The 22,644-nt window shown below is 57.7% G+C and carries 19 protein-coding genes, 1 other RNA gene and 1 pseudogene; 9 read left to right on the forward strand and 12 right to left on the reverse strand.

The window, feature by feature from the left end; all coding sequences use genetic code 11:
* Window positions 1-78: 78 nt before the first annotated feature.
* The 5 genes from carA to grpE all read right to left on the reverse strand — a co-directional run bounded on the left by carA (window position 79) and on the right by grpE (window position 6,313).
* Entirely contained in the window at window positions 79-1,215 is a 1,137-nt protein-coding gene (gene carA, locus U367_RS0117440; RefSeq protein WP_028617975.1) for a glutamine-hydrolyzing carbamoyl-phosphate synthase small subunit, read from the reverse strand.
* Between the two features lie 258 nt (window positions 1,216-1,473).
* Complete coding sequence (gene dapB, locus U367_RS0117445) at window positions 1,474-2,280, reverse strand: 4-hydroxy-tetrahydrodipicolinate reductase (RefSeq protein WP_028617976.1); 807 nt, start codon at window positions 2,278-2,280, stop codon at window positions 1,474-1,476.
* Between the two features lie 10 nt (window positions 2,281-2,290).
* A complete protein-coding gene (dnaJ, locus tag U367_RS0117450; RefSeq protein ID WP_016976814.1) occupies window positions 2,291-3,415 on the reverse strand; it encodes a molecular chaperone DnaJ in 1,125 nt (374 codons plus the stop codon).
* A gap of 318 nt (window positions 3,416-3,733) precedes the next feature.
* On the reverse strand, window positions 3,734-5,650 hold the full coding sequence (dnaK, locus tag U367_RS0117455) for a molecular chaperone DnaK (RefSeq protein WP_028617977.1): 1,917 nt from the start codon (window positions 5,648-5,650) through the stop codon (window positions 3,734-3,736).
* A 102-nt stretch (window positions 5,651-5,752) separates the two neighbouring features.
* Window positions 5,753-6,313 (reverse strand): nucleotide exchange factor GrpE, encoded by a 561-nt coding sequence (grpE, locus tag U367_RS0117460; RefSeq protein ID WP_028617978.1) that lies wholly within the window; start codon window positions 6,311-6,313, stop codon window positions 5,753-5,755.
* 254 nt (window positions 6,314-6,567) lie between these two features.
* Between grpE and recN the strand changes: the two genes are divergently transcribed.
* Window positions 6,568-8,241, forward strand: a complete 1,674-nt coding sequence (recN, locus tag U367_RS0117465) for a DNA repair protein RecN (RefSeq protein WP_028617979.1) — start codon at window positions 6,568-6,570, stop codon at window positions 8,239-8,241.
* Between the two features lie 85 nt (window positions 8,242-8,326).
* On the opposite strand, the gene fur is transcribed toward recN, so the two are convergent.
* Complete coding sequence (fur, locus tag U367_RS0117470) at window positions 8,327-8,731, reverse strand: ferric iron uptake transcriptional regulator (protein ID WP_003194220.1); 405 nt, start codon at window positions 8,729-8,731, stop codon at window positions 8,327-8,329.
* A gap of 98 nt (window positions 8,732-8,829) precedes the next feature.
* On the opposite strand from fur, the gene U367_RS0117475 reads away from it, so the two are divergent.
* The gene (locus U367_RS0117475) at window positions 8,830-9,357 is read left to right on the forward strand and encodes an outer membrane protein assembly factor BamE (protein ID WP_028617980.1); all 528 of its coding nucleotides are present in this window, start codon (window positions 8,830-8,832) and stop codon (window positions 9,355-9,357) included.
* A gap of 63 nt (window positions 9,358-9,420) precedes the next feature.
* On the opposite strand, the gene U367_RS0117480 is transcribed toward U367_RS0117475, so the two are convergent.
* Window positions 9,421-9,723, reverse strand: a complete 303-nt coding sequence (locus U367_RS0117480) for an RnfH family protein (RefSeq protein ID WP_028617981.1) — start codon at window positions 9,721-9,723, stop codon at window positions 9,421-9,423.
* On the reverse strand, window positions 9,716-10,150 hold the full coding sequence (locus tag U367_RS0117485; RefSeq protein WP_028617982.1) for a type II toxin-antitoxin system RatA family toxin: 435 nt from the start codon (window positions 10,148-10,150) through the stop codon (window positions 9,716-9,718). The genes U367_RS0117480 and U367_RS0117485 overlap by 8 nt, the downstream gene beginning before the upstream one ends.
* 168 nt (window positions 10,151-10,318) lie before the next feature.
* On the opposite strand from U367_RS0117485, the gene smpB reads away from it, so the two are divergent.
* Window positions 10,319-10,801, forward strand: a complete 483-nt coding sequence (smpB, locus tag U367_RS0117490; RefSeq protein ID WP_005791513.1) for an SsrA-binding protein SmpB — start codon at window positions 10,319-10,321, stop codon at window positions 10,799-10,801.
* A gap of 35 nt (window positions 10,802-10,836) precedes the next feature.
* On the opposite strand, the gene U367_RS0117495 is transcribed toward smpB, so the two are convergent.
* Complete coding sequence (locus tag U367_RS0117495; protein ID WP_028617983.1) at window positions 10,837-11,604, reverse strand: FCD domain-containing protein; 768 nt, start codon at window positions 11,602-11,604, stop codon at window positions 10,837-10,839.
* 251 nt (window positions 11,605-11,855) lie between these two features.
* Between U367_RS0117495 and U367_RS0117500 the strand changes: the two genes are divergently transcribed.
* The 6 genes and pseudogenes from U367_RS0117500 to U367_RS1000000132400 all read left to right on the forward strand — a co-directional run bounded on the left by U367_RS0117500 (window position 11,856) and on the right by U367_RS1000000132400 (window position 19,777).
* Window positions 11,856-13,550 (forward strand): lactate permease LctP family transporter, encoded by a 1,695-nt coding sequence (locus tag U367_RS0117500; RefSeq protein ID WP_028617984.1) that lies wholly within the window; start codon window positions 11,856-11,858, stop codon window positions 13,548-13,550.
* Between the two features lie 57 nt (window positions 13,551-13,607).
* Window positions 13,608-16,418 (forward strand): FAD-binding and (Fe-S)-binding domain-containing protein, encoded by a 2,811-nt coding sequence (locus U367_RS0117505; RefSeq protein ID WP_028617985.1) that lies wholly within the window; start codon window positions 13,608-13,610, stop codon window positions 16,416-16,418.
* Between the two features lie 150 nt (window positions 16,419-16,568).
* The gene (locus U367_RS0117510) at window positions 16,569-16,847 is read left to right on the forward strand and encodes a hypothetical protein (protein WP_010206635.1); all 279 of its coding nucleotides are present in this window, start codon (window positions 16,569-16,571) and stop codon (window positions 16,845-16,847) included.
* A 104-nt stretch (window positions 16,848-16,951) separates the two neighbouring features.
* Window positions 16,952-17,348, forward strand: a transfer-messenger RNA (tmRNA) gene (ssrA, locus tag U367_RS1000000131005).
* Between the two features lie 187 nt (window positions 17,349-17,535).
* Window positions 17,536-18,793, forward strand: a pseudogene (locus tag U367_RS01000000130185) (integrase domain-containing protein).
* 681 nt (window positions 18,794-19,474) lie between these two features.
* Window positions 19,475-19,777 carry a hypothetical protein gene (locus U367_RS1000000132400; RefSeq protein WP_236639982.1) on the forward strand — a complete coding sequence of 101 codons (303 nt, stop codon included), beginning with the start codon at window positions 19,475-19,477 and terminating at the stop codon, window positions 19,775-19,777.
* Window positions 19,778-20,283: 506 nt separating this feature from the next.
* On the opposite strand, the gene U367_RS0117525 is transcribed toward U367_RS1000000132400, so the two are convergent.
* From U367_RS0117525 to U367_RS0117535, 3 genes are all read right to left on the reverse strand, one after another.
* Window positions 20,284-20,715, reverse strand: coding sequence for a hypothetical protein (locus U367_RS0117525; protein WP_028617987.1), 432 nt, complete (start codon window positions 20,713-20,715; stop codon window positions 20,284-20,286).
* A 62-nt stretch (window positions 20,716-20,777) separates the two neighbouring features.
* Window positions 20,778-20,996, reverse strand: coding sequence for a hypothetical protein (locus U367_RS0117530; RefSeq protein ID WP_028617988.1), 219 nt, complete (start codon window positions 20,994-20,996; stop codon window positions 20,778-20,780).
* A 112-nt stretch (window positions 20,997-21,108) separates the two neighbouring features.
* Complete coding sequence (locus tag U367_RS0117535) at window positions 21,109-21,411, reverse strand: hypothetical protein (protein ID WP_028617989.1); 303 nt, start codon at window positions 21,409-21,411, stop codon at window positions 21,109-21,111.
* Between the last annotated feature and the right edge of the window lie 1,233 nt (window positions 21,412-22,644).

Genomic DNA, 22,644 nt, shown 5'->3' on the forward strand with positions numbered 1-22,644 from the left:
GTCGGCAAGCCGTCTTGAACAATCTTTGAAGAGCCTGCGGGGGCCGCCGACGTTCGGGGCCACCCGCAGGCCGCTCAGTCAGCGTCGCTTGGCCATCTCATTGATGAAACGGTCGAACAGCGGCGCTACGTCGTTCGGGCCCGGGCTCGCTTCAGGGTGGCCTTGGAAGCTGAACGCGCTCTTGTCGGTGCGCTCAATACCCTGCAGGGAACCGTCGAACAGCGACTTGTGAATGGCGCGCACGTTGCTCGGCAGGGATGCTTCATCTACCGCAAAACCGTGGTTCTGGCTGGTGATCATCACAACACCGGTGTCCAGGTCTTGAACCGGGTGGTTGGCACCATGGTGGCCGTGGCCCATTTTCAGGGTCTTGGCACCGGAGGCCAGCGCCAGCAGTTGGTGGCCAAGGCAGATACCGAACACCGGAATCTCGGTTTCCAGTACGTCCTTGATCGCCTGGATGGCATAGTCGCATGGCTCAGGGTCACCTGGGCCGTTGGACAAGAACACGCCGTCCGGCTGCAAGGCGAGCACTTCGCTGGCAGGCGTTTGCGCGGGCACCACGGTCACGCGGCAGCCGCGCTCGACCAGCATGCGCAGGATGTTGTATTTGACGCCGTAGTCGTAGGCCACTACGTGGTAAGGCAGGTCCGCAGCTTCGATAGTTGCATGGCTGTCGGTCTTCAGGTCCCAGACAGTGGAGCGCCACTCGTACTTCTCTTTGGCACTGACGACTTTGGCCAGGTCCATGCCTTTCAGGCCTGGGAAACCTTGCGCTGCGGCAATCGCCGCCTCTTCGGAGATATTGTCACCGACCATGATGCAGCCGTTCTGCGAGCCTTTTTCACGCAGGATGCGCGTGAGGCGGCGGGTATCGATACCGGCGATCGCCACAACGTTGTTGGCTTTCAGGTAATCGGACAGCGACATCGTGTTACGCCAGTTGCTCGCAACCAGTGGCAGGTCACGAATCACCAGACCGGCCGACCAGACGCAATCAGACTCGACGTCTTCCGGTGTAGTACCGGTGTTGCCGATGTGCGGATAAGTCAGGGTAACGATCTGTTGGGCGTAGGAAGGATCGGTAAGGATTTCCTGATAGCCGGTCATGGCAGTGTTAAACACTACCTCTCCAACGGTCTGACCGTCGGCTCCAATGGCTTCGCCGCGAAAAATGCTGCCATCAGCAAGGGCGAGTATGGCTGGCTTAGTCAAGAAGACCTCCCGTAAATAAAGCCTGAAAGGGCGATCGCAGGTGTAAAAAAGCGGAGTGACGTATGGACACGTCACTCCGCTTATTCACTGAATTATTCTGCGCGCTTTTAGTGAACACACTAAAGCTGTAGCTTACAGAAAAAGGCTTTTTTGGTCCACCGCTAATGAGCCTAAAAGGCAGGGGAATGCGACAGGACGTCGCTTAGCGGGTAAAAACGGGGCCTCAGCATAAGCATGAGGCCCTGCTTTAGCTACTCATTAGTGCAGATCCAGCACATCGCGCATGTCATACAGGCCCGGCTCGCGGCCTTCCAACCAGAGCGCCGCACGTACCGCGCCCTTGGCGAAAGTCATGCGACTGGAGGCTTTGTGCGTGATTTCCAGGCGCTCACCTTCAGTGGCGAACAACACAGTGTGATCACCCACAACATCACCACCACGCACGGTTGCGAAACCAATGGTGTCCCGCGCCCGCGCACCGGTATGACCTTCACGGCCGTATACCGCGACTTTCGACAGGTCACGACCCAACGCATCGGCAATCGCCTCACCCATGCGCAGCGCAGTGCCCGACGGCGCGTCGATCTTGTGACGGTGATGGGTTTCGATGATCTCGATATCCGCCTCATCACCCAGCACGCGCGCCGCCAGATCCAGCAGCTTGAGCGACAGATTCACACCGACACTGAAATTGGCGGCGAACACGACAGGGATATCCTTGCCCGCCTCCACCAACAACTGCTTCTGCTCAGCCGTCAAACCGGTGGTGCCGATCACCATGGCCTTGCCCGCCTTGCGGCAGAACGCCAGGTTTTTCAGCATCACGTCGGGCAGGGTGAAATCGATCAGCACATCGAATTCGTCCGCCACCTGCTCCAGATTGCCGGACAACGACACACCAATGCGCCCCAACGAGGCTAGCTCACCAGCATCCGCACCAATCAATGTGCTGCCAGGACGAACAATCGCTGCAGTCAGCCCAGAGGCCGGCGAGCGCTGCTGCACCGCCTCGACCAGTGTCTTGCCCATGCGCCCGGCAGCGCCCATTACGGCTATACGTCGCATACTCAATTCCTTACAGGTCGCCGAAGAAGCGCTTCACGCCATCGAAAAAGCCCGCAGTCTTCGGCGAGTGGGAGTCATCACCTTCCATCGAGCTACGGAACTCTTCAAGCAATTCACGCTGGCGACGGTTCAGGTTGACCGGTGTTTCCACCGCCACACGACACATCAGGTCACCAGCGCCACCACCGCGCACCGGCGCAACGCCTTTGCCACGGATGCGGAACTGTTTGCCGGTCTGCGTGCCTTCAGGGATCTTGAGCTTGACGCGACCATCAAGGGTCGGAATCTCCAACTCGCCACCCAGCGCCGCATCAACAAAGCTGATTGGCACTTCACAGAACAGGTGCTTGCCGTCGCGCTGGAAGATCGAGTGCTCGCGCACGTTGATCACCACGTACAGGTCGCCCGTAGGCCCACCCTGGGTACCCGCCTCGCCTTCGCCCGACAGGCGAATACGGTCACCGGTATCCACGCCAGCCGGCACTTTTACCGACAGCGTCTTGTACTCTTCGACACGACCTTCGCCGTGGCAGGAGTCGCACGGATCGGAAATGATCTTGCCCTGGCCATGGCAGCGCGGGCAGGTCTGCTGCACCGAGAAGAAGCCCTGCTGCATGCGGACCTGACCAATACCACCGCACGTCGGGCAGGTGATGGGCGACGAGCCCTTCTTGGCGCCCGAGCCATCGCACGGCTTGCAGTTGACCAGCGTCGGCACACGGATATTGACGCTGGTGCCGCGCACGGCCTCTTCCAGATTCAATTCCAAGGTGTAGCGCAAGTCGCTGCCACGCTGGGCGCCGCCACGCTGACCACCGCGGCCACCGCCGAAGAAGTCGCTGAACACGTCACCGAAAATATCGGAGAAGTTCTGACCGCCAAACCCGGCACCGCCGCCACCCATGCTCGGGTCGACGCCGGCATGGCCGTACTGGTCGTACGCCGCACGCTTGTTGGGATCAGACAGACATTCGTAGGCCTCATTGGCCTCTTTGAACATTTCTTCGGATTCTTTGCTATCCGGATTACGGTCCGGGTGGTGCTTCATCGCCAAGCGACGGTAGGCCTTCTTCAGGTCCGCCTCGCTGGAACCGCGCTCCACACCCAATACTTCGTAATAGTCACGCTTTGCCATAAGTCTTTGCACTCTTAAGGACGTTCAGCCAGACCCTCCTGAGCCTTGCCAAACTCGTTGAGCCCCAATACAGGCCCGGACCCAACTCACGTCAATTCAACGATCCTGGTCGTTACTACTTTTTAGCCAGGGACCCGGCCAAAAGTGCGGTATTTACTGCTCGGAAAGCAGGAGCATTCCCGATCACACCGCCAGCATCCGAACACTGTCGCATGCTGTAAAAATTCGCATACCCCAGACACGCCAACGCGGGAGCAAGCTCCCGCGCGGCGACATCCTACCAGTCACCGCTTGATAGCGGTCAACCGGGCGACCAACTTACTTCTGGTCTTTGACTTCTTCGAACTCGGCATCGACAACATCGTCGTGCTTGGCTTCAGGCTCTGCCTGTTGCGCAGCACCGTCAGCTGGCTGACCTTGTTCGGCGTACATTTTCTGAGCAACCGGTGCAGAGACTTTCGACAACTCTTCGATCTTGGCTTCGATAGCGGCCTTGTCGTCGCCTTTAACAGCGGCTTCCAGGGCAACTACAGCAGCTTCGATGGCGGTCTTCTCTTCAGCCGTCACTTTATCGCCAGCATCAGCGACCATTTTGCGTGTCGAGTGAACCAGTGCATCACCCTGGTTACGGGCGCCAGCCAGCTCAGCAAACTTGGCATCCGCATCAGCGTTGGCTTCAGCATCACGAATCATCTGTTGAATTTCTTCATCAGACAGACCGGAGTTGGCCTTGATGGTGATCTTCTGCTCTTTGCCAGTCGCCTTGTCTTTCGCGCCGACGTGCAGGATGCCGTTGGCGTCGATGTCGAAGGTTACTTCGATTTGCGGCACGCCACGCGGTGCTGGTGGAATCTCGGCCAGGTCGAACTTGCCCAGGGACTTGTTCTGAGCAGCCTGCTTACGCTCACCTTGCAGCACATGGATGGTCACGGCGCCCTGATTGTCATCGGCGGTCGAGAACACTTGCGATTTCTTGGTAGGAATCGTGGTGTTTTTCTCGATCAGCGCAGTCATTACGCCGCCCATGGTTTCGATACCCAGGGTCAGCGGGCTGACGTCCAGCAGCAGCACGTCTTTCACATCACCGGCCAATACCGCGCCCTGGATGGCAGCACCCATGGCAACCGCTTCGTCCGGGTTCACGTCTTTACGTGCTTCTTTACCGAAGAACTCGGTCACTTTCTGCTGAACCAGTGGCATACGGGTCTGACCGCCGACCAGGATCACGTCGTTGATGGAACCAACGTCGATACCAGCGTCTTTCAGCGCAATGCGGCAAGGTTCGATGGTGCGCTGAACCAGGTCTTCAACCAGAGCTTCCAACTTGGCGCGAGAGATCTTCACGTTCAAGTGCTTAGGACCGGTGGCATCTGCAGTGATGTACGGCAGGTTCACGTCGGTCGACATGCTCGAGGACAGCTCGATCTTGGCTTTCTCAGCAGCTTCTTTCAGGCGCTGCATCGCCAGCGGGTCACCCTTGAGGTTCATGCCGCTTTCTTTCTTGAATTCGTCAACGAGGTAGTCGATCAGACGAATGTCAAAGTCTTCACCACCCAGGAAGGTGTCGCCGTTGGTGGCCAACACTTCGAACTGGTGCTCGCCATCAACTTCAGCGATCTCGATGACCGACACGTCGAAAGTACCGCCACCCAGGTCATAAACGATCACAGTGTGGTCGCCTTTGGCCTTGTCCATACCGTAAGCCAGAGCAGCTGCGGTTGGTTCGTTGATGATACGTTTTACGTCCAGGCCGGCGATGCGGCCGGCGTCTTTGGTCGCCTGGCGCTGGCTGTCGTTGAAGTAAGCCGGAACGGTGATCACCGCTTCGGTCACAGCTTCACCCAGGTAGTCTTCGGCGGTCTTCTTCATCTTTTTCAAGACTTCAGCCGAGATCTGCGGTGCCGACATCTTGTTGCCATTTACTTCTACCCAGGCGTCACCGTTGTCAGCCTTGGCGATTTTGTAAGGCACCATCTTGATGTCTTTCTGCACGACTTCTTCGTCGAACTTACGACCGATCAGACGCTTTACTGCGTACAGGGTGTTGTGCGGGTTGGTGACAGCCTGGCGCTTGGCCGACTGACCAACGAGGATCTCGCCATCATTTGCGTAAGCAATGATCGACGGCGTGGTACGCGCGCCTTCGGCGTTTTCGATTACTTTGGCTTTGCCGTTTTCCATGACGGAGACACAGGAGTTGGTGGTCCCCAGGTCGATACCGATAATTTTGCCCATGATTTACTCTCCCGAAACTTGAATTTGGTTGCCGCAGCAGTGGTGGCTAACTGCGGTAGCACTTAAACGCTTGACTTATAGATGGGGGCTTTGCAGCGTATTTCAAGCCTGCTCATCAATAGAAGGCGAAACTGGTGCAGGCGCCTTGCTCACTACGACCATCGCCGGGCGCAGCAAGCGACCATTGAGCAGATAACCCTTCTGGAACGTTTTGAGCACGCTGTTCGGCTCCAGGTCATGGCTTTCCTGCATGGCCATGGCCTGATGATGCTCAGCGTTGAACGGTTCGCCGCCTTGTGGATCGACTGCTTCCAACTGATAACGCTTCAGGGTGTCCTGGAACATTTTCAGGGTCAGTTCGATCCCTTCGCGCATCGGGCGGATGTTTTCGTCGTCCGGGTTGGACAATTCAAGGCCACGTTCCAGACTGTCGATGATCGGCAGCAAGTCATTGGCGAATTTTTCCAGTGCGAACTTGTGAGCCTTTTCTACATCCTGCTCGGCACGGCGGCGGACGTTCTGCAGATCAGCGGCAACACGCAAAGACTGGTCCTGCGCAGCGGCCAATTGCTCTTCGAGCACTTGCACACGAGTCGCCAGCTCATCGCCGACAGCCGAATTGGCGTCTGGAGTTTGCGTATCCTGCGTCTGTTCGTCAGCCATAGTTTTCTCCTTTCAAAATCATGCGCGAACTCAACTCGCGCTTCTGTTCGGGTATATGGGGCCACAATTTCCAGGTTCAAGGGCGCAAGCGTTACCAAAAGTCTTTCGACTGACCTTCATCAATTCCTGCTTGGTCATTCCTGATTGCACTTAAAAAAAGCCGGGCTCAAGCAAATCGAGCTAAGCACCAGGATTGTCAGCCTCAGATAAAACACTGTATAAATAACCAGACCTAAAGCCTGGGAGCGGCCGTCATGCTCGTGCACCTGTCCGTACATAACTACGCCATTGTTGAACACCTGGATCTCGAGCTGGATCGTGGGATGAGCGTAATCACAGGCGAAACCGGCGCCGGCAAGTCGATCATGCTCGACGCCCTGGGCTTGACCCTGGGTGATCGCGCCGACAGCGGCGTGGTACGCCCCGGTGCGGACAAGGCCGACATCCTGGCCACCTTCGACCTGGCGGATATTCCCGAGGCAGAGGCCTGGCTGGCCGAGCGCGACCTTAATAATGAAGGCCCGTGCATCCTTCGGCGGGTCATCACAGCGGAAGGTCGGTCCCGCGGCTATATCAATGGCACCCCCTGCCCGCTTGGCGACCTAAAAGCCCTGGGCGAACTGCTGATCGATATCCACAGTCAGCATGAACACCAGTCCCTGCTGAAAACCGATACCCATCGCCGCCTGCTTGATGAGTACGCTGGCGCCACAGACCTTGCCCGACAGGTGCAACTCGCCGCCCAGCGCTGGCGCCAGACTCGCCAGGAGCTGGAGCGACTCTCCAACTCCGGCGATGAACAACGAGCTCGCCATCAATTGCTCAGCTATCAACTCGAAGAGCTGGAAAGTCTGGGCTTGGGCGAGACCGAACTGGAGCAGCTTGAGCAGGAACACAAGAACCTCACCAACGCGGAAACCTTGCTGGGCATTTGCCGCCAAGTGGTAGAGCAGTGCAGTGAGAGTGACTCCGGCAATGTACTTAACGCATTGACCGCCAGCCTCAATCGCCTCTCTAGCGTGAACAGCGCCTCCGGCTCACTGAGCGAGGCCACGACCTTGCTCACCAGCGCACAGATTCAAGTAGAGGAAGCCGTCGGTGAGCTGAATCGCTTCCTGGACCACTTCGATGCCGACCCCGCACGTCTTCAGGACATAGAAGAACGCCTCGACACTATCTATACCCTGGCGCGCAAACATCGCATCCAGCCCACCGAAGTGGCGACGATGCAGCAAAAGCTGCTGGATGAAATCGAGACCCTGAACGCCAACGATGAATCCATCGAGCGCCTGGGCGACGAGCTCGCCTCTTTCGCTCGCCATTACCAAGAGAAGGCGCGCGAACTCAGCGACTTGCGCCAGCAAGCAGCGACGAGCCTGGCCGGCGCAGTGGAGCTGGAGATCCAACGCCTGGGCATGCCCGGCGGTCGCTTCACCATTGAATTGCGCACCAACGCCAGTAACGAACTGCAGCCCCACGGGCTGGAGCAGGTCGAGCTACTGGTCAGCGCCAACCCCGGGCAACCGCTCAAGGCACTGGCAAAAGTGGCCTCCGGCGGTGAACTGTCGCGAATCAGCCTGGCCATCCAGGTGATTACTGCGCAAACCTCACGGGTGCCAACGCTGGTGTTCGACGAAGTCGATGTGGGGATCGGTGGGCCGACGGCAGAAATTGTTGGCCAGTTGTTGCGGCGCCTGGGGGATCGTGGCCAGGTACTGACGGTCACCCACTTGCCACAGGTGGCAGCCCAGGGGCATCAGCACCTGTTTGTGCACAAGGTGCGCGGCAGTGATGCAACACACACAGCCGTGTCCAAGTTGAATAAGTCGGAACGCGTTGAAGAAGTGGCACGCATGCTCGGCGGGATCGACTTGACCAAGGAGTCCTTGGCGCACGCGAAAAAAATGGTCGTGGCGGCGAAGGCCTGACCGGATAATTTCGCCTCTATAGAAAGCACGAAGGCGACCCTGAGGTCGCCTTCGATCATTTTGCAGCGCGAATCTGCAACGCTTGTTACTTTTTCTTACGGATGTACAAGACCAGATTATGGTCAACCAGATCGAAGCCATGCTCCTCAGCAATCTTGTGCTGCAGCGCTTCGATTTCCGGACTGGTGAACTCGATAACCTCATTGGTATCCAGGTCAACCATGTGGTCGTGATGACCACCGTCAGCCAGTTCAAATACTGCATGACCGCCGTCGAAATTATGACGAACCACCAGCCCTGCGGCTTCAAACTGGGTCAGTACACGGTAAACCGTGGCCAGGCCGACGTCCTCGTTAGACTCCATCAGCGCCTTATAGACATCCTCGGCACTCATGTGACGCTGCTCAGCAGAATCGAGCATTTGTAGAATCTTGACTCGTGGCAGAGTCACTTTGAGACCGGCTTTGCGTAGTTCGCTATTTTCAACCATGGTTAGCTTTCTCGCGGATGCTGCTTCGCAGCTTCTCTTAATACGGGTATGATCGGCGTTTACGTTGTCCCAGCCAAGATAGTGGAAGTCGCCCACCGATGCAAAACACCAAGCTCTTGCTAACCAGTTTCACCTTTGTGGGACTGCTCGCACTCGCCGGTTGTTCATTCCCCGGGGTTTACAAAATCGACATCCAGCAGGGCAATGTCGTCACGCAGGACATGATAGACCAGTTACGCCCCGGAATGACCCGACGGCAAGTACGGTTTATCATGGGTAACCCCCTGCTGACCGACACATTCCATGCCGATCGCTGGGATTATCTCTACAGCCTGCAGCCTGGTGGCGGTGAACGCCAACAGGAGCGCGTCAGCGTCGTTTTCAATGGCAATGACCAGCTTGTCAGCCTGTCCGGCGACTTCATGCCCGGCGTAAGCCGTGATGAAGCCTTGCTTGGCAAAGACAATGGCACCAACGTCACTGCGCCGGCGCAGGAAGGCGAGAAGCCTAAGTCCGAAGTGCCGGCCAAGCCAGGCTCTCTGCTCGACAAGATCCAGAAAGACGTCGACGGCGTGGAAACGGTTCCCGTCCCGACGCCACAGCCTCTGGATACCAACCCGCAGTAATTTTGCGACGCTCAACAAAAAGCCCGGCATGCCGGGCTTTTTGTTGCCTGCCATTTGGCCGACCTATGAATTCTGTTGCTTGGCCAGCGCCGCCTTGGCTGCGCGCAACCTGCGTATTTCTTTTGGGTCTGCCAGCAAGGGGCGGTAAATTTCAATGCGATCACCCGCCTGCACACAACGCACTTCAGCGTCCGCGACCACTTTGCCGAATATACCCAAAACGCAGCCAGCCAGATCCAACTCAGGGAATTGCGCCGCAATACCTGACGCCTGCACCGCCGAACGCAGGCTAGTGCCGGCTGGCACCGTCACCGCTAATAGAACCTGACGATCCACGCCGGCGTACACCACCTCAATCTCAACCATGCAGTTGCTTGGCTCGCTGGCAGAATGCATCCACCAGGGTATTGGCCGCCTGATTGAACAAAGGCCCCAACGTCGCGCGCACGATAGGCCCCGCATAATCAAAGGAGAGGTCCAGGCTGATCTTGCAGGCCTTGTCCGTTAAGACCTTGAATACCCATACCCCATGGAGCTGGGTAAACGGCCCCTCCTGTAAATTCATTTCAATGGATTTCCCAGGCACCAGCACATTGCGCGTCACAAAATGCTGACTCAGGCCGCCCTTCGCGACCCCGACACTGGCGACCATGTGCTCATCACTGCTTTCCAGCACCTCGGCCGTTGAGCACCACGGCAGGAATTCCGGGTAACGCGCCACGTCGTTGACCAGGTCATAGAGCGCCTGTGCCGGATAGGGCAGCAGCGCTGAACGTTGAATATGCGTCGTCATGTGTGCGTCATTTCCACAGCTGAGCAGCAAACATCGCGGAAGAACAGCCCGATCCGCGAAAGAAAAAAACCAGAGAACTGCCCGCATTGTCCGGGATTCGTCCAACACGCTCAAGCACGCAGGTTGACCGTAGCCGACAGGCTCGCAACTCCCTATAATGCCGCCCCTATGGCTAAACAAAAGAAACACCCCACAGGGACCATCGCGCAAAATAAAAAGGCGCGACACGATTACTTCATCGAACATCGGTTCGAGGCTGGTCTGGTCCTGGCCGGCTGGGAAGTAAAGAGTCTGCGTGCCAGCAAGCTGCAACTGGTCGACAGTTACGTGCTGCTCAAGGATGGCGAGGCATGGCTGCTTGGCAGTCATATCACCCCGCTGACCACTGCGAGCACTCACGTGATTGCCGATCCGGTGCGCACGCGCAAGCTGCTGCTCAATGCCCGCGAACTGGAAAAGCTCGCCGCCGCCGTACAGCAGAAGGGCTACGCCTGCGTCTGCCTTTCCTGGTACTGGAGCAAGCACCTGGTCAAATGCGAGATTGCCTTGGGCAAGGGCAAGAAGGAATACGACAAGCGCGATACCGAGCGCGAGCGCGACTCCAATCGCGAATTGCATCGCGCCGTGCGCAACAAGGGCAAGGAAGACTGATCCTTGCTGTGATGTAGCCTTGGGAGGTCCCTCGGCTACATCCCCTTGCGCCGCTCCGCACGCGCCACGCGCTGAACTTCCTGACGCACTTCTTCCAACACTTCCTGCACATACAGCAGGTGACGCGTTGAGACTTCCCGTGCCTGCTCGGCGCGCCCCTCGATAATCGCCAGGTACAGATCCCGGTGCTGACTGATCAGCATGTCGCGGGTTTCCGTTCGCTGCTGATACATGCCGCCGATGTTGGTCACCACGTTACGTTTGAGCAGGTCGAACAGACCGCGAATGGTGTGCAGCAACACCGCGTTGTGGCTGGCCTCGGCGATAGCCAAGTGAAACCGCGCATCCGCTGCGCCCTCCTCGGCCCGACTCACCTCATCAGACCGGGTGTAGCAATCCTGTAGCGCTTCAAAGGCAGCCGTAAGACGCTCGCGATCAACCTCCGTCGCGCGCAACGCGGCGTAGTAGGCGCAAGAGGCCTCAAGGGTCTGACGAAACTCCAGAAGATCACGCTGAGCCTCAGGGTTGTTCTCCAACAGGTGCAACAGCGGGTCACTGAACGTCGAGCCCAATGATTCAGCCACGTAGTTACCACCGCCCTGGCGGCTGACGAGCAAACCTTTGGCTGACAGTTTCTGGATCGCCTCCCGCAAAGAAGGACGCGATACCCCGAATTGCTCAGCCAACGCACGCTCGGCGGGCAAGCGCTCACCCGACTTCAGCGTGCCCTCAAGGATCATGCCCTCAAGCTGCTCGACAATGTCATCGGACAAGCGGCGCTGACGCACCTGATCAAACCCCATCACTCACTCTCCACCATCCCGACCACTCGCCGGGGCTCTATTCTCGCCTATCGCAGCACTTGCAGCACCTATCAGAACGCCTTCGTTTCAGCCGATCAGCACACCCTGCTTACCGACTTACGACCAAAGTTTCGCGGGCGGCAAATTGACACACCCCCACCAAGGCTTTTACTCTAGCCCACAGCGATTGTAAATTGGTATTACCAATTATCCAAGCTGACCAAACAACAACAATCAGGGGCCACCCCACTATGCAAACCTGGCAACAGCTCTATAGCCCGCTCGGCAGCCTCGGCCTGTCCGCATTGGCGGCCGTTATTCCGATCGTATTCTTCTTCCTCGCCCTGGCCGTGTTTCGCCTCAAAGGCCATGTGGCTGGCAGCATCACCTTGGCGCTGTCGATCCTGGTGGCGATCTTCGCCTTCCAGATGCCGGTGGACATGGCACTGGCCGCCGCCGGTTACGGCTTTGCCTACGGCCTGTGGCCCATCGCGTGGATCATCGTCGCGGCGGTGTTCCTCTACAAACTCACGGTCAAAAGCGGCCAGTTCGAGATCATCCGCAGCTCGGTTCTGTCGATCACCGACGACCAACGCCTGCAAGTGTTGTTGATCGGCTTCTGCTTTGGCGCCTTCCTGGAAGGTGCCGCCGGTTTCGGTGCCCCCGTGGCGATCACCGCTGCACTACTGGTCGGCCTGGGCTTCAACCCGCTGTACGCCGCCGGCCTGTGCCTGATTGCCAACACTGCCCCCGTGGCCTTCGGGGCGCTGGGCATCCCGATTATCGTTGCGGGCCAAGTGACCGGCATCGACGCATTCAAGATCGGCGCCATGACCGGTCGCCAACTGCCGCTGCTGTCGCTGTTCGTGCCGTTCTGGCTGGTGTTCATGATGGACGGCGTGCGCGGCGTGCGTGAAACCTGGCCCGCTGCGCTGGTCGCAGGCTTGAGCTTTGCCGTCACCCAGTACTTCACTTCCAACTTCATCGGCCCGGAACTGCCGGACATCACCTCGGCCCTGGCCAGTCTGATTTCCCTGACGTTGTTCCTGAAAGTCTGGCAGCCAAAACGCACCGCAGGCGCACAAATCGCCGGCGCCACCTCCAGCGCGGCGGTCACCGCCAGTGCCGGCGGTTTCGGCCTGCCACGCAACACCATCGTCTCGCCCTACAGCCTCGGGCAGATTTTCAAGGCCTGGTCGCCGTTCCTGATTCTCACCGTGCTGGTCACCATCTGGACCCTCAAGCCGTTCAAGGCAATGTTTGCTGCCGGGGGCTCGATGTACAGCTGGGTATTCAACTTCGCAATCCCACACCTGGACCAACTGGTGATCAAGGTCGCGCCGATCGTGACCAACCCCACCGCGATTCCGGCCGTGTTCAAACTGGACCCGATTTCTGCAACCGGCACTGCGATTTTCTTCTCCGCGCTGATCTCGATGCTGGTACTGAAAATCGACATCAAGACTGGTCTTACCACTTTAAAAGAGACCTTCTACGAACTGCGCTGGCCGATCCTGTCGATCGGGATGGTGTTGGCCTTCGCCTTCGTCACCAACTACTCCGGCATGTCTTCGACCATGGCACTGGTATTGGCCGGCACGGGCGCAGCCTTTCCGTTCTTCTCGCCGTTCCTCGGCTGGCTGGGGGTTTTCCTGACAGGCTCTGATACCTCATCCAACGCCCTGTTCAGCTCCTTGCAGGCCACCACCGCGCACCAGATCGGCGTCAATGACACCCTGCTGGTCGCGGCCAACACCAGCGGCGGCGTCACCGGCAAGATGATCTCGCCTCAATCCATCGCCGTGGCGTGCGCCGCTACCGGCCTGGTGGGCAAGGAATCCGATCTGTTCCGCTTTACTCTCAAGCACAGCCTGTTCTTCGCCACCATCGTCGGGCTGATCACCCTGGCCCAGGCCTACTGGTTCACCGGTATGCTGGTGCACTAAGACCTGCACGTAATGCCGCCGGATACAATTCCGGCGTCAGCTATTTCTGGAGGACCGATGAGCCTGCCTGCTGCTTTCATAAGCGACGTCGCACAACTGATTCCGAAAAGTCGGCGTTTCGACGATCCGCTTTCCACCCTCGCTTTCGGCACTGACGCTAGCTTTTACCGACTGATCCCACAACTGGTGATCCGCGTGGAGTCAGAAGACGAAGTCGTTGCCTTGCTGCAACTGGCTCAGCGCGACCACGTACCGGTGACCTTCCGCGCCGCCGGCACCAGCCTGTCCGGGCAAGCCATCAGCGATTCGGTACTGATCGTGCTGGGCGACAACTGGAATGGCCGCGAGATTCGCGGGCAAGGCACGCAAATCCGCCTGCAACCCGGTGTGATCGGCGCCCAGGCCAATGCGTGGCTGGCGCCGTTCGGGCGCAAGATCGGGCCGGACCCGGCGTCGATCAACGCCTGCAAGATCGGCGGTATCGTCGCCAACAATGCCAGCGGCATGTGCTGCGGCACCGCACAGAACACCTACCACACTCTGGCCGGCATACGCCTGGTACTGGCTGACGGCAGCCGGCTGGATACTGAAGACGCCACCAGCGTTAAGGCGTTTCGTGAACAATACGGCGCGCTGCTTGAGCGGCTAGAGACATTGGGTCGCGAGACGCGGGCCAATACCGAATTAGCGGCCAAGATTCGCCACAAGTACCGTCTGAAAAACACCACCGGGCTGTCGCTGAATGCCCTGGTGGATTTCGATGAGCCGTTGGATATCCTCAGCCATCTGCTGGTGGGCTCCGAGGGCACCCTTGGGTTTATCAGCGCGGTCACCTACGACACCGTCATAGACCACCCGAATAAAGCCTCTGCGTTGATTGTGTTTCCAGATGTCGAGACCTGCTGCAACGCGGTCACCGTGCTCAAAACCCAGCCAGTCTCGGCCGTCGAGTTGCTGGACCGACGCAGCATGCGCTCGGTACAAAACAAGCCAGGCATGCCGGCTTTCGTACAGCAACTTTCGGAAAATGCCTGCGCCCTGTTGATCGAGTCCCGCGCGGCATCATCGACTTTGCTGCATGAGCAACTGGCGCTGATCATGGCGTCCCTGGCTCAATTTCCGGTTGAGAAACAGGTCGACTTCACCGAAGACCCTGTGGAAAACGCCCGCCTGTGGGCGATCCGTAAAGACACCTTTCCCGCCGTCGGCGCCGTGCGCAAAACCGGCACCACCGTGATCATCGAAGACGTGACCTTCCCGGTTGAGCAACTGGCAATCGGCGTGAATCGCTTGATCGCGCTCTTCGACAAACATCACTACGACGAGGCGATCCTTTTCGGACACGCGCTGGAAGGTAATCTGCACTTCGTATTCACCCAAGGCTTCAACAGCGCGGAAGAAGTCACACGCTACCAAGCGTTCATGGACGACGTGGCGCAATTGGTGGCGGTGGAGTTTGGAGGTTCGCTTAAAGCCGAACACGGCACTGGGCGCAATATGGCTCCGTTCGTGGAGCTGGAATGGGGCAGCGACGCCTATCAATTGATGTGGCAACTCAAGCGCCTGCTCGACCCCAACGGCATTCTCAACCCGGACGTGGTGCTCAGCGAAGACCCGCAAATCCACCTCAAGCACCTCAAGCCGCTACCCGCCGCTGATGAGCTTGTGGATAAGTGCATCGAATGCGGCTTCTGCGAACCGGTGTGCCCGTCGAAAGGCCTGACCTTGAGCCCGCGCCAGCGCATCGTGATCTGGCGTGACATTCAGGCGAAGAAACGCGCCGGTGTCGACACCACTGAGTTGGAAGCTGCGTATCACTACCAGGGCATCGACACCTGCGCCGCGACCGGCCTTTGCGCTCAACGCTGCCCTGTAGGAATCAATACCGGCGACTTGGTGAAAAAACTGCGCAGCCGTGACGCCGACCGTCCGAAAACCGCCGAATGGCTCGCCACCCATTTTTCCACCGCCCTGCAAGGCGCGCGCTTTACCCTGCATGTGGCCAACGGCGCCCGCATGCTGCTGGGCGCACCACGCCTGGCGAAGCTATCAGCCAGCGTGACCAAACTGTCCAAGGGGCAAATTCCGCAGTGGACTAACGCCATGCCGCAGCCGGAAAAAGCCATCCGTTTCAGCCCGGCGGTGACGGACGAACGACCGCGGGTGGTCTACCTGGCCGCCTGCGTTTCACGCGCCATGGGCCCTGCAGCGGGGGATAAGGAACAGATGTCGCTGTACGACAAAACCCGCAGCCTGCTGGAAAAAGCCGGTTACCAAGTCGTATTCCCCGACAATCAGGACAGCCTGTGCTGCGGCCAGCCTTTCGCTTCCAAGGGCTACGCCGAACAGGCCGAACACAAGCGCCAGGAACTGATCGGCGCCCTACTTCACGCCAGCCGTGGCGGGCTCGATCCGATCTACTGCGACACCAGCCCCTGCACCCTGCGCCTCGTGCAGGACCTGGGCGAAACGCGGCTGGACCTCTACGATCCCGTACGCTTTATCCGCACCCACTTGATGGACCGTCTTGACTTCACACCTCAGGAAGCCCCCATCGCCGTGCACGTCACCTGCAGCACCCAACACCTGGGCGAGAGCCAGGCGCTGATCGATCTGGCTCGACGCTGTTCCAACAGCGTGATCATCCCTGAAGGCATCCATTGCTGCGGATTTGCCGGTGACAAGGGCTTCAGCACGCCGGAACTCAACGCCCACTCACTGCGCACCCTCAAGGACGCGGTGCAATATTGCAGCGAAGGCATCTCCACCAGCCGCACCTGCGAGATCGGTCTGAGCCAGCATGGCGGTATTGATTATCACGGGTTGGTCTACCTGGTTGACCGCGTCACTCAAGCCCGCGCCCACTGATCCTGCAAAAATGAACCTGCATAAAAACAGAACCCTCGCGCGCCGGCGTAGTCATCTGCATAGGCCTCGACAAACGAGGCTCATCAGTGATGTCGCTGGCAGCCGTTGAACGCCAGCAGCGTCGAGCCCTTTTGTGCAAGGAGATACCCTATGAAGCGTTCCGCTCTTGCTGGCTTGTTCATTACCGCTGCGATGCTGGCTTCCCCTGTGTTCGCTGCGGGCGAGCCCGATTTGTGCAAAATCAATCTGGACAAAATCAACAACGGCAAAGCGCTGCTCGCCACTGACACCAGTGGCAAAAGCGGCGAGATAGACACTGCCGTCTCCCAAGCCAAAGCGGCCCACGCCGCGGGCGATGACAAAAAGTGCATCGAGATCACCTCGAAGGCGCTGCAAGACCTGCAGAACAGCGAAAAAGGTGGCCAATAGGCTGCTCAGTCACGGAAGACCAACCTTCGGGTTGGCCTTCCGTGACGGTTTGGCGTACACTGCGAAGGCTTGTCACTCACTATGAAACAACGAGTTACAAGCACGGGGCCGTTTAGGATTCGACGCCGGTTGCGAAACTTTAGGTGCATGCCGAGTTGGTAACAGAACTCGTAAATCCACTGTTGCAACTTCTTATAGTTGCCAATGACGAAAACTACGGCCAGGAATTCGCTCTCGCTGCGTAAGCAGCCTTAGCCCTGAGCTTCTGGTACCTTCGGGTCCAGCAATCACCAGGGGATGTCTGTAAACCCAAAGTGATTGTCATATAGAACAGAATCGCCGTGCAGTACGTTGTGGACGAAGCGGCTAAAACTTACACAACTCGCCCAAAGCACCCTGCCCTTCGGGTCGCTGAGGGTTAACTTAATAGAAACGGCTACGCATGTAGTACCGACAGCGGAGTACTGGCGGACGGGGGTTCAAATCCCCCCGGCTCCACCATTTGATCAACTAAAGACGTCCACGGACGTCTTTTTTTGTGCCTGAAATCCAACAAAATCAAGGATTTAAACGCTATCGGGCTCCGCAGAGGTTTTCTGAGTTCCAGCCGTTTGGGTATTCCAAATGGTATTCCAAGCCTTCCGGTGCTATTTTTTGGAATACCAAAACGGTGTCAGAGGAAGCTCTCATGCCTGCTCCAGCCCTTCGGCTTTCCGACCGCCAGCTCAAGGCCGTCAAGGCAAAAGACAAGGATTACGTCCTCAGCGATGGTGATGGCCTTCAGCTCCGAGTCAGGAGCAACGGCTCGATGCTGTGGAACTTCAACTACCGCGAGCCGGTAACCAAAAACCGTATCAATATGGGACTGGGCACGTACCCAGAGCTCTCACTAGCGAACGCCAGGAAAAAAGTGGTTGAAGCGCGCGAGCTTCTGGCACAAGGCATTGACCCTAAAGTGCAACGCAGTGCACAGGTCGAAGCCAAACGAGCGGAGACGGAACACACGTTCGAGAACGTGGCCACCGCCTGGTTCGAGCTGAAGAAGGACTCCGTCACGCCAGCGTACGCCGAGGACATTTGGCGGTCGCTCACGCTGCATGTATTTCCAGACCTGAAAACAACGCCGCTCTCGAAAATTACCGCACCGATGGTCATCGAACTGCTTCGCCCAATAGAAGCTAAAGGCAGTCTCGAGACAGTGAAGCGACTGAGCCAACGGCTCAATGAGATCATGACCTACGGGGTAAACTCCGGGCTGATTTTCGCTAACCCCCCTCAGTGGCATTCGGGCGGTATTCAAGAAACCAAAAAAAGAAAACATGGCCGCGCTACGACCAGACGAGCTGTCCGAGCTCATGATCGAAATCGCGAACGCCAGCATCAAGCGGATCACCCGCTGCCTGATCGAATGGCAACTGCACACCATGACCCGTCCTGCCGAAGCGGCTACCACCCGATGGGCAGACATCGACTTCGACAGACGCATCTGGACCATCCCGCCGGAGCGCATGAAAAAGCGTCGTCCGCACACCATCCCGCTGACCGAACAGGCACTTGCGTTACTGGAGGCGCTCAAGCCCCACAGCGGCCACAGGGAATACGTGTTCCCGGCAGATAGAAATCCGCGCACCCACGCCAACAGCCAGACCGCCAACATGGCGTTGAAACGCATGGGCTTCCAGGACCGCTTGGTCAGTCACGGCATGCGCTCCATGGCCAGCACCATCCTGAACGAGCATGGGTGGGATCCGGAGCTAATCGAAGTCGCGCTGGCGCATGTCGACAAGGACGAAGTCCGAAGTGCTTACAACCGAGCTGACTACATCGAACGCCGGCGTCCGATGATGGCCTGGTGGAGTGAGCACATCCAGAAAGCGGCCACTGGCAACCTGTCGGCATCTGCGATCAATCAAACCAGGGACCACAACGTCGTGCCGATACGCTGAGCGCTCACCGGACGCCGCCGGTAACCGAAAATGACTCCCCAGATGGAGTGATGGTTGATTTGGTGACAGCGGCGACACCGGCGACAACCCGCGTAATACCTGGCTTGCAGTATGGCGACAGAAGTGGCGACTGTCGCCGTTGCGCCTCTCTCTTAGAGCTTCCTCGGCCAAGCCCACGCGAGCGGGAAGGCTCCGCATTCCCTCTCGCATGGGCTCTGCGTAATTGCATCTCACTTGACCACCTAATTGCATTGCCACTGACTAGTTGTTTGCATCCGACTTGACCAGTCATTTGCATTCGCGCTGACCAGCCGTTTGCAGTTGATGTGTGTCAGCGGGCGCCACTCAGCGCGAGTGCGTCAGCCAAGCATCGAAGCACTGCAACCGACCCAAAGCGATCAACCATGACAGGTAAAAAGCGACCGAGTGAAGGCGTTCGCTTCGCGCCACGCTCGACTGGCTGCCACACGCCGTCTGGGGTGTACCTGGGCTGTTCCGAGGGATTCGACCGTTGTCACTGTGTCCGCGTACGGCCCCAATCTCTTCGATCAGCACGAGCATGGCGTATGGGCGCGCTTGGATGTCAGGGATTCATCCGTCGGGGCAACAAAACTCAGCTACCCACCTATAGATGTGCGTGATTGCAACCAATCCAAAACGGCCTGTTCGATGGGCATTGGAGTGATCGATGGCACCGCCGAAATCATTTCGGCGAGCTCAACCAGCGCAACGGTGGCAATCAATCTGAACTGCCAGGTGGGACGCAGCTATTCGCTCAACGCAAACGGCCAGCAATTCAAGCAGGAGGGGTCGCCGGATGTGCAGGTATTGCAGGCCCACCAGGTGATCGCGAAAAAGATCGAGGTGGCCTATGGGGAAGTCGTGCACCTACCGCTTCCATTTGGCGTAGATGTTGCCCTGCGCGCCCAGAAATACCTTGCGGGCGAAATGATGCCCGAGCGCAGCGTATGCCAATGGTACTGATGGCATACCACCACCTAAGCCTTTGTGAGTGTGGCGAGAACGACCTCGGATAAGGTGGCTTTGTCTGTGTGGTGCATTGGGCACTAGTTGCTCAATGCACGGTCTCGCTGCCTTCCAAGATGGCTACTGGCGTAAGTACAAGTAGAGAATCCCGGCCAAAACTACCAGTGCTATAGCAGGTGGTATTAGCCGCGCCAGCTTTGGCTTCTCATCGCTCGACATGGACGCAACATCCCCCCTTGTGGCACTACACCGAGTGCAAGTCTGCGGTTGCGTCAGCATTCCTGCAACGTAGGTTGGCTCCCCGTCGTCCGTCCAACGGTGGCGCGACTCTTTACATCGTTTACTCATAAATTTCCTCGCTTCCTATTATCGGACAATCCCGTACTTGACCATCAGCTTGGCGGAGGCACAGACCTTTTCCTGCTTACCTCAATCGCTGCCCAAGGCTGCGCTGGCCCTGGGACTCAAAAGCCTTGGGCCAGCGCAGCCTGCGGCAGCGGCTGCTACTCGATCACCGTCTCGAAACTCGTCAGGTTCAGATGACCCTTCTCCTTCTCGACAGGCAGGATCTCGGCCATCTGCTTGATATCGGAAATGTGCACATCAACCATGGCTTTCATCAGCTCACGGACTGCCTGCCCGAATCGTTCATCTTCTTGCAGTGGAAGAGGCAAGATGCCCGGCAGAAACGTTTTACCGAACCCACCATAGCCACCATCGGCACCGTGGAATGTATGGGTCGTACTGACGGTTGCCGATTGCACGGTAACGGTCACGATGTCAAACGGGGACTTGGTGGTCTCGGGACCTTTGTATAATTCCTCTCGAACAGCGACAGCTTCGACTTGAACCAGGGAAGAGGCCCCTTGGCCACAGTCTGATTGAATACGGGTAATCTTTTTCACTTTGAGTCCCTTTTTGAATTTGACGGCCACAACAGCCAATCCCTACTGCCGAAGCCCGCTAAGTTGGCGGGCTGATGGTGAAGCGGATTTTTTTACTTCGCTTCCTTCATATGCGACAAGCCTTTTTCGAACCAATCTTGCGCGCCGCCAAGGTTCCCGCAGTCGATGAGACCGATCACCTCTTTCAAACCGTTAGAAGCTTTTTCTGGAGCTAGCTCGCCACTTGCGACTGCTTCAAACACCGAATCAAGCATACGATCCATTGCATCTAGGTCGGGAGTATCTAGCAATTGCTTACGTTCGCTGAACATGGTGCCTACCTGCTTCGAGGATCCGAAAACCGTGCCTCTTCTACGGTCGCGGCCCCACGTTTAACGGCGGGGCTTGGTCGTACCTGGGCGGGATTTTCCATCGTCTGCGGGCTCAGTCGTCGCTCTCATCATCGGTAACGGTGTAGCGGAAATCGTTGCGCGTCAGCAGGTACGCAGCTGGCTTCAAGACACCGTGATCAGCGCGCACAACATTGACGGTGATGTGGATGTTGTCGATTTCGCTGATGTAGTCACTCCATAGCGAAAAAATCTCGTCTCGAAAAAAAGCTTTTGTCAATCGCCCCTGGTCTTTGGCGAACATGTGAAGTACCTTCCAAGCCGGAATCAGCGTCATCCCCGTGTGATAAAGTTCTGCAAAATGCAGTTCAAAAATAGCCGTTTCTGTCCTGTTCATATCATCACTCAATTTAGCGTTGTTAATTTAATCTAGCGTTGCTAGAACAATACAACAACGCTAGATCTGTCGCAACGCCATTTTTCGCCCGCATTTCAAGGGCATATGCCACCGTTGATTTCCAAACACTTGGGCATCGGCGTCAAGGCGTCGCCCTAGGCGTGCCCTGGTACCTTTGGCTCAAACACCAGGTACCGATTGCGCCGCTCGATCAATGGACCTTTGCCCAGCCGATGGTGTTGAAAAAGTCGACCCGGCCTGACTACTCATGCATTGATCGGTGAAAACGCTTTTTTTCACGCTACTACGTAAAATCTGAGCCCTGAACCGTCTGCGCCAAAATACGGATCTCAATCTCAGACGCGTACTTTTCTTCCGTGGAAACCGAAGCTGACTTTTTCAACAGAATCAGCCGGTCGTCACTACGGCGTGTACAGGTCAAATCGAACGCAAACGGTTGATCAGCACGAATGCAATTGACTGGTCAGTGACGATGCAAATGGGTGGTCAAGTCCATGCAATGACGCAGGCTCACATTAAAAACCGACGAACGACCACTCGGCCATGGAAAGCCACCGGCCTCCAAGGTCTTCCAGCGCTACCGATTGGCGCAAGATTCCCCCCCCAAAATCCGGTTGACCGCAAGCAAAACGAGCGCTAAACCAGAACCGTACCAGCGCTGTCCTAGACAGTACCCAGGTAGCCAGAACCTTTGAGGCTACGCCACATCGTGGTGGTTCTCCCCAAGTGCGATTAGCGTCCGGCGGCTCGCACGGTCACAGCGATGTGATGGATGCCACTTCTTCCAGAATGCCCACTGCGGCAACTCATGCCCCCTCCTGGCTGTTCTGCAGCAACTTATCCGCTTGGCCATTTCTTGCGCCAATCTTTTGCCTGTCTCTTTGCTCCCTAAAGAGACGGGCGCATCTCAACTTGCTGCAGCCCCACTCGCATGGGGCTTTGCGGCTTCCCCCCTCGTGACAATCGGCATGACAAACACCGAAGTCACCAGCAACAGCGATGCCGATGATGGTGCCGCAGCCCAAGGAATGGACTGCACCTGACTGACAGTCAGGCACGCCCCGGTCATCGCATCACTTCCTGCAACAGACTCAGGATCTCGCGGCGCTGGTCTCGTCAGCCAACGCAGCCTCCACCCGCCCACCGCTATCGGTGCTCAGGAGGCCAGATCATGAGATGCCCAAGCTCCCGGTCGTAAAGAGCCGCCCGTCC

Source organism: Pseudomonas canadensis, assembly GCF_000503215.1.
Taxonomy (GTDB): Bacteria; Pseudomonadota; Gammaproteobacteria; order Pseudomonadales; family Pseudomonadaceae; genus Aquipseudomonas; species Aquipseudomonas canadensis.